This window comes from Flavobacterium sp., from assembly GCF_035760125.1.
Taxonomy (GTDB): domain Bacteria; phylum Bacteroidota; class Bacteroidia; order Flavobacteriales; family Flavobacteriaceae; genus Flavobacterium.
On record NZ_DASTTN010000460.1, the window covers coordinates 1 to 9,889 of the forward strand.

Genomic DNA, 9,889 nt, shown 5'->3' on the forward strand with positions numbered 1-9,889 from the left:
ATTGGTGAAACAGGATTATTAATTTTTCCTTTTTGGAAAAAAACTAAAATTGAAACTTGCTTTTCTGACTTAATAATTAATAAAAGCGAAATTGAAAACGGAGTGAATAAACTAATCAACTAAAAATACTACTGCTAACAGCTACTACAACGGATTTGGGCAATTGGTTTAATGGAAAGATGGTTTTGTATTTGGGATAATTTGGCAAATCCGAAGAATGGGCTTAATTTAGTCCCAAACCCGCTGTAGTACCAGAACGTTGGCAGTAATTCAAAAAATTTGAGCCCTAAATCGAAACTCATGAAAAACTTTGCATATACATTTTTTCTCATATCTATTTTGCTTAGTTGTGCTACAGAAAAAACTCAAATATCTGATAATCAAAAAATGCAAATTCAATATTCGGATTCTATAAAAGGATATTCTTTTACTCGTACAACAAAAAAGATAAATTCAGCAAACTTGCTATTTATGAAACACTATAAAGACACAATTGAAATATATTTGAATGATAAAAAAGTAGATTCTTTTTTCAAAAATGATTATCATTATGATAACGGTGAAGAATATATAATTCATGATGAAGCACCTAATATTGAAATCCGTAATATTCCAGTAAATAGAACAACAAAAAGTGTTATAACAATACTCTTAAAACCTTCGAAAGCAAAAGTAAGTTTAGAATTAAGGAAAGGATATGACAATTATTTGGTAAGTCATTATAATGAATATTGGTATTTTACAGGTTTGAAATCAACAATTAAATGAACTACTGCCAACAGCTACCATAACGGTTTTGAGTAATTGGTTTATATCTGAAAGTTTAGCAAAAAACAAACTGTTTAACAATACATTACATCAAAACTTTTAGGAATATTTTGTAAATTCATGGTCTTAAAACTATGAATTATGCGAATCACCTTCTATTTACTTAGTTCTATTTTAATTTGTTGTTCATGTACAAAAAATAAGACAGCAAATGAAGCTAAGTCCGTTTCTAGTAACTTTAGTTGCACCGCATCTGATGTGACAGACAAAAACTGGTATTCCTCTGGCAAAAAAGCGCCTTTATTTAAAGGTTTAGACGGTCTTCATTTTCCTATTTCCACAAAAAAAACAGAAGTCCAAAAATATTTCGATCAAGGACTGATGCTTTCCTTTGGGTTTAATCATGCGGAAGCTGCCCGTTCATTTTTTGAGATTACAAGACAAGAACCTAAATGCGCAATGGGTTGGTGGGGGTTTGCATATGTTCTTGGGCCAAATTACAATGCCGGAATGGAGAAAGATAATTTTATAAGAGCTTTCGAGGCTGTAAAAAAGGCAAAATTATATTCCATCTCTTGCTCAGAAAAAGAAAAACATTTGATTGATGCCTTAACATATCGTTACTCTAATGACACCACTATTGTGCGTTCCGTACTCGATTCTTCTTATGCTGTTGCCATGCGCAAAGTATATGAAAAATATCCAACGGATGTAACTGTAGGCGCACTGTTTGCAGAATCATTAATGAATCTGCATCCCTGGAATTTATGGAATAAAGACGGAACTCCCCAACCTTGGACACCTGAAATAATAACAGTGCTCAAAAAATGCCTGCAATTGGAACCAAAACATGCAGCTGCAAACCATTTTTATATACATGCCGAAGAAATGTCACAGAAACCCGAAAATGCAGAAGCCAGTGCAGACTTACTTCGAGATTTAGTTCTGGGTTCGGGACATTTACTGCATATGCCATCACATATTTATATAAGAAACGGTCGCTATCACGACGGTGTCACAACCAATCTAAAAGCAGTTGAAACTGACAGTTCCTATATCGAGGCCTGCCATGCCCAAGGAGCATATCCCCTTGCCTATTACCCTCATAATTTTCACTTCATTGCTGCTTGTGCCACACTTAGCGGAGAAAGTAAAGTTGCCCTGAAAGGTGCGCTTGCAACGGCAGACCATGCCCACAAAAAATTACTGCTCGATCCGGCTTGGTCTACTTTACAGCATTATTATTCAATTCCTTGGTACGTAGAGATAAAACTTGGTTTATGGAAAGATATACTGAACTCCTCTCCACCTCAAAAAGAGTTGAAATATCCATTAGTAGTTTGGTATTATGCCCAAGGAATGGCAATGCTTTCCAAAAATCAACCAGCCGAAGCCAAAAAACATCTTGCCACGATGAGAAAAATAATGACCGATCCCAAAATAAAAGATTTGACAATTTGGGGTATTAACCATGTATTGGACTTATGCGAAATAGCCTCGAAAACTTTGGAAGGAGAAATCAATGCCAAAGAAAAAAATTATCCAAAAGCTATTTCACTTTTAAAGGAAGCTGTTGCAAAAGAAGATTTACTGAACTATAATGAACCACCAGATTGTTTTTTTTCTGTTCGTCATCATTTGGGTGCAGTTATGATTGCCGCAGGAAAATATAAAGATGCCGTAAAAATATATGAAGAAGATTTAAAAAACTTCCGTAATAACGGTTGGGCTTTAAAAGGACTAATGAATGCCTATGAAAAGCTTGGCGAAAAAAAAAGATATGAAGAAGCAAAAATTCGCTTTAATGAAGCTTGGAAATATGCTGATGTAGAAATTACTTCATCAAGGATATTATGAAACCTAAATTTGAATGCCTCATAATCAGAACAACAGTAATCGTTTTATAGTCTTCTTATAATCTAATTTTTAGAAAAAATTATAAAAACCAACCTCGTTTAATCATTTTTAAACAAGGCTGTTTTGCTTCTAACTTAAACCTAATAAAAGCATTATCATAAATAAATTTGTATATTATACGTTCACTTACTATATTTACACTTATTAATTTTAAACAAATAATACTAATGTGGACAAAATCATATTCAATCGTAACAAATAAAGTTAGCAAAGAGCAAATGTGGAAACTCTTCTCTGATGTAAACAATTGGCATACTTGGGACACCGGAATTGAATTTGCAAAATTAGAAGGCAAATTTGAAAAAGGAAATCATTTTATGTTTCAACCGAAAGGAGGTCCAAAATTAAAAATCGGAATAGTTGAAGCCATAGAAAATCAAAATTTCACAGACTTTACAAAATTCCCATTGGCTAAAATGTATGGCGAACATATATTTGAAGACACTCCAAATGGACTAAAAATTACAACAACTATGAAAGTGGAAGGGATTTTGAGCTCTCTATGGATAAAATTGGTGGCACAAAAAATTGTAGACACTTTACCAGCAGATATGGAAGCACAAATAAAAACGGCTGCAAAACTATGAACAACGTAAGATACTGGATAGCCACAATTTCCAAAGAACACGTAAAAAAAGGTGTTGCAGGTAGTTTTATGCAAGTCTGTCATGGTAAAGAAGCTCCTCTTAAACGAATGAAAAAAGGGGATTACTTGCTTATTTATTCTTCGAAAATTACAATGGAAGGAAATGAAAAATGTCAAGCGTTTACAGCAATCGGAAGAATAAAGGATGATGAAGTGTATCAATTTCAAATGACTGAAACCTTCAAACCATTTAGACGGAACATCGAATTTTCAGAATGTATAGAAACCTCCATTATTCCTTTAATCGATAGCCTTGAATTTATTCCAAACAAAAAATCTTGGGGATATCCATTTCGCTTCGGTTTCTTTGAAATTAACGAAAATGATTTTAACTTTATAACTTCTAGAATGCTTCAAATTCAAGCAACTTCTCTGCTTCCTTTAAACCAATAAATATAAATGAGTAAATCCACAGACAATACTTTTAGTGTAGAAAAACCAGAGGAAAGTTCAGGCTTTTTATTATGGCAAGTTACCAACCTTTGGCAAAGACAAATAAAAAAAGCATTGGAACCTTACGGACTGACACATTCACAATTTGTATTGTTGGCCAGTATTCATTGGCTATCACTTCATCAGCAGGAAGTAACACAAATAGTACTGTCCAACCACACCAAAATTGACCCAATGACAACCTCAACTGTTTTGAGAACCTTACAGCAAAAAGGTTTTGTTAAAAGACAGGAGCATTTAACAGACACAAGGGCAAAAACCGTTGGACTGACCGAAGAGGGAAAAGAAATTATCAAAAAAGCAGTAGTAACGATTGAAAAATTTGACACCGAATTTTTCTCAATACTCGGCACTAAAACAACGGAATTGAACAAAAATTTAATAACGTTACTTGGACAGCAATAGAAAAGAGGGATAAATAATAATGAGTCAATTTAGATAAGATGAGAAAACAATTTGGTGCAAAAGCGAAAAAATCCGATATTGAAAAATATTCAAAATCAAAGTATTGGAATGGTAAAATCTTCGAAAATTTAGAAGTGACCACAATGAATATAAGTATTCAAACCTTACCAAAATTATTATACAAGCAATTTTGTAAAAAAGAAGCTAGAGAACCTCAGAAACCCATATCTATTATTCCATTTGATAAAGAACAATTTATTGAACTTTACCAATCTATGCGAAGCATTTGGTATGGCCATTCGGCAATATTGATGAGATTAGACAATAAAACAATTCTAATCGACCCTATGTTGGGATCAAATGCAGCACCTATTGCTCCTTTTGCTGTTAAAAGATTTAGCCAAAACACATTAAACCTCATAGATGAATTTCCAGAAATAGATTTAGTATTAATTTCCCACGATCATTATGACCATTTGGATTATGATAGTATTCAAAAACTCAAAAACAAAACCAAACAATTTTATGTAGCACTGGGAGTTAAAAGACATTTGGTTTCTTGGGGAATTCCCGAAAATACAATCACGGAATTCGATTGGTGGGACGAAATTCCATTTGATAAAATAAAAATCACCTTTACTCCTACCCGACATTTTTCGGGGAGAGGATTGGCTGATAGAGCCAAATCACTTTGGGGTGGTTGGGCATTAAAAACGGCTACAGAAAACATTTGGTTCAGCGGTGATAGTGGTTATGGTGAACATTTCAAAGAAATTGGCACACGTTTAGGTCCATTTGATTTTGCTTTTATGGAATGTGGCCAATACAATGAAAACTGGCAACAAATTCATATGTACCCTGAGGAAAGTATACAAGCTTCAATAGATGCTAATGTAAAAAATATGATGCCGGTGCATTGGGCAGCTTTTGCCTTGGCTCAACATACTTGGACAGAACCAGTAGAACGCTTTAGTCAAGAAGCAATTAGCAAAAACCTCAACTATTGTTTACCTCAAATAGGTGAGTTATTCGATTCAAATCATTCATTAACACCAACTTGGTGGCTAAATCTAAATAAGTAATACAAACCATCAGACAAATGAAAACATTTCTATTATCCATTATTCTAATTGCATTCTTCAACTCAACAAACGCTCAAGTCAATCCTGAAATCACCAAAATCGGAGTTCCAATAGAGATGCTTTTTCCGGAAGGAAAATCCAAAGCTTTAATTTTGAGCTACGATGATGGACGCTCTGAAGATAGAAGATTGGTAAAACTAATGAACAAATATGGACTAATAGGAACTTTTCATATCAATTCAAATAAACTCGGTCTTACTAATTACCTCAACAAAGCTGAGATAAAAGAACTTTTTGCAGGACACGAAGTTTCGGTTCATTCGGCTAATCACCCTAATTTAACAGCCTTGTCTAAAATTGATATCGTTTATGAAATTGCTGAAGACAGAAAAGAATTGGAACGATTGGTCAATTATCCTGTTAGGGGAATGGCATCCCCATTTGGCAATTATAATGACTTTTTAATTGAGACTATTAAAGGATTGGGGATTGAATATGCCAGAACTGTTTATGATACTTATACTTTTAACATCCCCAAAGATTTCCTTCAATGGCATCCAACTATGCATCAATTTGGCAAAGCATATTCCGAACCCAATAATCCTGAAAATGACAGGAGAGAATTAGAACATTTTTATCAAACCATCAATGAATTTCTTCAAACCAAAAACTTAGCATTAATGGATGTTTGGGGACACAGCTATGAAATTGGAAATGACGAAAATAAATGGAATGAAACGGAGAAATTTTTCAAAATGATTTCCAATAACTCAAGCATTTATTATGCAAAGCAAATTGATGTTGTCGATTACATAAATGCTTTTAACAATTTGAAAATTTCTATAAACAAGAATATGGTTATGAATCCAAGTTCATTGATAGTCTTTTTTAAGAAAGATGGAAAAACCTATTCCGTTTTACCAGGGAAGACAATCGCTTTATCAATCGAATAACATAAAGGCTATAATTAAAATAAAAAAGCCCCGAATCTAAAAAATTCGGGGCTTTTCATATTTTATAATCGATAGTACATTTATTTCAACTGAGAACTATCGACTCTTGTCGGTGTATCTTTTCCACTAATAATTGATGACGAACTTACTGCAATTGCTTTAATAATTTCGGTCATGTTAGCAATATCCAATGTTTCAATTTCATCGTCGGCGGTATGGTAATTCGGCTCGCTATCCATTTTTGAAGTCGAAATGGTATGTGCAGGAACTCCCAATTTCGCCAAAGTAGCATTATCTGAACGGTAAAATAATTGCTCCTGCGGATATGGGTCAGGATAAAATTTGAAAGCAGTTCCTACTAGGTTTCTTTGCAAAATTTCTCCCATATTCGATTTTTCAAACCCGGTAATGTATGCTGAATTCTTTCCCCATTTCGATTCGGTTCCAATCATCTCCAAATTAAACATAGCTATCACCTTATCGGCAGGAAGTTGTTTAGAGAAATATTTGGCTCCAAAACCTCCTAATTCTTCAGCCACAAATGTGGTAAATATGATGGTTCGCTCGTTGTTATTCTGCTTTTTAAAATAGTTCGCCAACATAATAACTGCTGTACTTCCTGCAGCGTCATCATTCGCTCCATTATAAATGGAATCTGTTGCTGTATGGGGCGCTCCCTCTTCTGGAGAACCTACACCTAGATGATCGTAATGACCAGAAAAAATAACATACTCATCTGGTTTGCTTTTTCCCGGTAATACTCCAACTACATTATTCAGTGCTTTTTTGGAGATCTCATTGCTAAGCTCAATTGAAAAGGTAGTAGCCTCTGGAACTCCAAAAACAAATAAAACGGTATTATTTTCTGGATTAGCCTTAATCCTATCAATATGCTGAATATTTGGTAACACCTTACTGAAAGAAGCGTCAACCAGTACCAAATAACTTTTTGTACCGTTGTAGTACTCATTAAATTTTTGACCAAGATTATCTCCTTTGTTGATTTTAACAACGGCTATATCACTTTTCTCCGTTAAAGAAACTTGGGGTTGGTATGAAAATGTAACGACTTTTGAATTATCGATTTCTTTTCCATCAATGATTATCTTCGATGCAGTTGCTTTAGACTCCGTCATAGAAAACTCTTGTCTAAAATTGGCTGCTCCCATAAAGGTTTGCAATCCTGCTTTTTTAAATTCAGATTCTATAAAAGCCGACGCTTTATCAATAGCCGGAGTAAAGGTTCTTCTCCCCTGCATGTCATCGGCAGCAAGTATTTTTTCAATTCGGGTAACTTCGTTGGAGGTAATGATTTTATCAATCGACTGTCCAGTTGCACTGAAACATAGGCTTAAAACAAATGCGCTTACGATAATTTTTTTCATATTTTACTTTTACAAATACAGATTAGTACAGCCAAAAATAGGCTATTTATTTGTAAAAAAAAGAAATGATGCATGAGTTTTTGCCCAGGAAAGTAATAGGGAAAACTTATTTTTTTAAGATTGTATTAAAAGAAAAACGACAATTATCTTCCCGCAAAAGGAGGCAACAACGCCACAACATCATTATTTTTCAGAATCAGGTTGCTGACTTTATCAATTATTTTTTGATTTACGGCCACACTAAATGGAAATTGTCCCAGTTGGTATTTTATTTCCAATTCGGACAATAGCTTACTTAATGGCAAATCCGAAAAATCTATTTTTTCATCACGACATCTGGTGCGCTCCACTAAACCACCAAAATATTTTATTACAATCATTCGAAAACATTTAAATTTTGTAAAATAAATTCTTCTTCCAAAAATGCATCCGAAAGTATTTCTGCTTTCATATACGAAGTTAGGGCCGAAGCATTTTTAACCACTTCTCCAATTACGATAATCGCTGGTGAAGCAATTTCATTCTTTTTAACTAAGCTTTCAATATTACTGATGGTTCCTATAACTTTCTTTTGTGACTTTTGGGTTCCGTTTTGAATAATCGCAATTGGTAAATCATCGGTTCTATTGTTTTGGTACAAAGAAACAATCTCGTCCAGTTTATTCATTCCCATCAAAATAACTACTGTTGCCGAAGATTGTGAGGCCAAGGCAACATCCTTAGACAATTTATGATCGGAGGTTGTTCCGGTAATTACCCAAAAACTTTCGGCTACCTTTCTTTGTGTCAAACTAATTCCATTTGAAGCCGGCACACCCAATGCAGATGATATTCCAGGAACAATGGCAGTTTCAATTCCAAACTGCAGTGCAAAATCTATTTCTTCACTTCCTCTTCCAAAAACAAAAGGGTCTCCCCCTTTCAAACGAACAACATGACCATACTTTTTGGCCATTGACACAATCAAATCGTTAATTTGATCTTGGCTGTACGCATGACATCCAAAACGTTTTCCGACAAATATAATTTCAGCATGTTTGGCATACTGCAATAACTCTTCATTGACCAAGGCATCATACAAAACAACATCAGCTTCTTCTAATGCTTTTATCGCTTTAAGGGTAATCAATTCAACATCTCCTGGTCCAGCCCCTACAATTGTTAACTTTGGCTTATTTGTTTGTATCATGATCTAAGGTATAAATGTGTTATTTTTGAACAACTAAGTATTAATACTTATACAAATGTAAGTATTTAAAAAATTGACAAAACAAAATTTACTTTTTATTTTCTGAAAAGAAATCACTTTTAACTATTAGGCAAAAAAAAGCCCAAAACTTGAGATTTTGGGCAAATTATTATACTTAAACTAATTATTATTCAATAGGCAAAATAAGTGTTGCCGTTATAGCTTCCAGAACCTGAAATGCAGTCTCGGCCATTTTATTTCCCTTGGTATCCAATAACGGATTTACCTCAACAACCTCAATACAAACCACTTTCTTCGATTCAATAATTTGATTGATAATATCAATAATCTCATATTGATCAAAACCTCTCGAAACCGGAGTTCCTGTACCAAACGAAATCAAATCGCAATCCATTGAATCTACATCAAATGAAATATACAATACGTCACAGTGTGCTAGTTTAGCCAATGCTTCGTCAACACAAATTTCCAATCCTCTATAACGAACCTCATCTACTTTATAGTTTCGAATATGCAGTTTTTCAATTTGCTTATCCTCTGCTTCTTCGGTATCCCGAACACCAAAATAGACTAAATTTTCAGCCAATACTTTCGGACCATCAATACCTATATTTTTCATTTCATTCCAATGCTCTTGGGTATCTTTGGCAACATCATTGACCTGACAGTCTAAATTATCGTCACCAAGCGCTGCCGCCAACGGCATTCCATGAATATTCCCAGATGGTGTTGTGTATGGCGAATGCAAATCGGCATGTGCATCAATCCATATAACACCAACTGTTTGCTTGGGATAAGCAGTTTTTATACCGCTAATGGTTCCCAAAGCAGAAGAATGATCTCCCGATAAAACTATTGGGAAATAATTATTTGCCAAGCTATTTTTTACCGCATTATTAACACGAGTACATTGTTCAACAACATGTTCTATTCTTTTGGCAACAGAACTGCGGTATTTATCATATATGGATTCGTTATGCGTTTTTACATCTTCAAATTCATATTCATTAAAATAATCACTGTTCTTATTTATCGCCGCAATTTCTATTGCATCAATCCCCATATCAGAT

Annotated in this window: 11 protein-coding genes; 7 read left to right on the top strand and 4 right to left on the bottom strand. The window is 34.2% G+C overall.

The genetic code is table 11. The features are described 5' to 3' along the window. Positions 1-471: 471 nt before the first annotated feature. The 7 genes from VFS71_RS16255 (at position 472) to VFS71_RS16285 (ending at position 6,224) form a co-directional block, all read left to right on the top strand. On the top strand, positions 472-768 hold the full coding sequence (locus tag VFS71_RS16255) for a hypothetical protein (RefSeq protein ID WP_326402593.1): 297 nt from the start codon (positions 472-474) through the stop codon (positions 766-768). A 141-nt stretch (positions 769-909) separates the two neighbouring features. After that, the gene (locus VFS71_RS16260; RefSeq protein ID WP_326402594.1) at positions 910-2,625 is read left to right on the top strand and encodes a hypothetical protein; all 1,716 of its coding nucleotides are present in this window, start codon (positions 910-912) and stop codon (positions 2,623-2,625) included. 227 nt (positions 2,626-2,852) lie between these two features. Continuing rightward, complete coding sequence (locus tag VFS71_RS16265) at positions 2,853-3,272, top strand: polyketide cyclase (RefSeq protein WP_326402595.1); 420 nt, start codon at positions 2,853-2,855, stop codon at positions 3,270-3,272. Next, a complete protein-coding gene (locus VFS71_RS16270; RefSeq protein ID WP_326402596.1) occupies positions 3,269-3,724 on the top strand; it encodes an EVE domain-containing protein in 456 nt (151 codons plus the stop codon). Before VFS71_RS16265 ends, VFS71_RS16270 begins: the two co-directional genes overlap by 4 nt. A 6-nt stretch (positions 3,725-3,730) precedes the next feature. Then, positions 3,731-4,189: a MarR family winged helix-turn-helix transcriptional regulator gene (locus VFS71_RS16275; protein WP_326402597.1), complete on the top strand. Its 459-nt coding sequence runs from the start codon at positions 3,731-3,733 to the stop codon at positions 4,187-4,189. A 38-nt stretch (positions 4,190-4,227) separates the two neighbouring features. Continuing rightward, a complete protein-coding gene (locus VFS71_RS16280; protein ID WP_326402598.1) occupies positions 4,228-5,271 on the top strand; it encodes an MBL fold metallo-hydrolase in 1,044 nt (347 codons plus the stop codon). A 17-nt stretch (positions 5,272-5,288) separates the two neighbouring features. Further along, positions 5,289-6,224, top strand: coding sequence for a polysaccharide deacetylase family protein (locus tag VFS71_RS16285; RefSeq protein WP_326402599.1), 936 nt, complete (start codon positions 5,289-5,291; stop codon positions 6,222-6,224). Between the two features lie 80 nt (positions 6,225-6,304). Here the strand turns inward: VFS71_RS16285 and VFS71_RS16290 are convergent, their stop codons facing one another. From VFS71_RS16290 to VFS71_RS16305, 4 genes are all read right to left on the bottom strand, one after another. Further along, complete coding sequence (locus tag VFS71_RS16290; RefSeq protein ID WP_326402600.1) at positions 6,305-7,609, bottom strand: M28 family metallopeptidase; 1,305 nt, start codon at positions 7,607-7,609, stop codon at positions 6,305-6,307. Between the two features lie 143 nt (positions 7,610-7,752). Next, positions 7,753-7,989 (bottom strand): MoaD/ThiS family protein, encoded by a 237-nt coding sequence (locus VFS71_RS16295; protein WP_326402601.1) that lies wholly within the window; start codon positions 7,987-7,989, stop codon positions 7,753-7,755. After that, positions 7,986-8,798, bottom strand: a complete 813-nt coding sequence (gene cobA, locus VFS71_RS16300) for a uroporphyrinogen-III C-methyltransferase (RefSeq protein ID WP_326402603.1) — start codon at positions 8,796-8,798, stop codon at positions 7,986-7,988. The genes VFS71_RS16295 and cobA overlap by 4 nt, the downstream gene beginning before the upstream one ends. A 187-nt stretch (positions 8,799-8,985) precedes the next feature. Beyond that, the coding region (locus tag VFS71_RS16305) for an arginase (RefSeq protein ID WP_326402604.1) at positions 8,986-9,889 on the bottom strand (904 nt) is incomplete at its 5' end.

What these genes read in the sequence shown, in the direction of transcription:
- VFS71_RS16255 (WP_326402593.1), top strand. Translation starts at nt 472, where the DNA reads ATGAAACACTATAAAGACACAATTGAAATATATTTGAATGATAAAAAA.
- VFS71_RS16260 (WP_326402594.1), top strand. Translation starts at nt 910, where the DNA reads ATGCGAATCACCTTCTATTTACTTAGTTCTATTTTAATTTGTTGTTCA.
- VFS71_RS16265 (WP_326402595.1), top strand. Translation starts at nt 2,853, where the DNA reads ATGTGGACAAAATCATATTCAATCGTAACAAATAAAGTTAGCAAAGAG.
- VFS71_RS16270 (WP_326402596.1), top strand. Translation starts at nt 3,269, where the DNA reads ATGAACAACGTAAGATACTGGATAGCCACAATTTCCAAAGAACACGTA.
- VFS71_RS16275 (WP_326402597.1), top strand. Translation starts at nt 3,731, where the DNA reads ATGAGTAAATCCACAGACAATACTTTTAGTGTAGAAAAACCAGAGGAA.
- VFS71_RS16280 (WP_326402598.1), top strand. Translation starts at nt 4,228, where the DNA reads ATGAGAAAACAATTTGGTGCAAAAGCGAAAAAATCCGATATTGAAAAA.
- VFS71_RS16285 (WP_326402599.1), top strand. Translation starts at nt 5,289, where the DNA reads ATGAAAACATTTCTATTATCCATTATTCTAATTGCATTCTTCAACTCA.
- VFS71_RS16290 (WP_326402600.1), bottom strand. Translation starts at nt 7,609, where the DNA reads ATGAAAAAAATTATCGTAAGCGCATTTGTTTTAAGCCTATGTTTCAGT.
- VFS71_RS16295 (WP_326402601.1), bottom strand. Translation starts at nt 7,989, where the DNA reads ATGATTGTAATAAAATATTTTGGTGGTTTAGTGGAGCGCACCAGATGT.
- cobA (WP_326402603.1), bottom strand. Translation starts at nt 8,798, where the DNA reads ATGATACAAACAAATAAGCCAAAGTTAACAATTGTAGGGGCTGGACCA.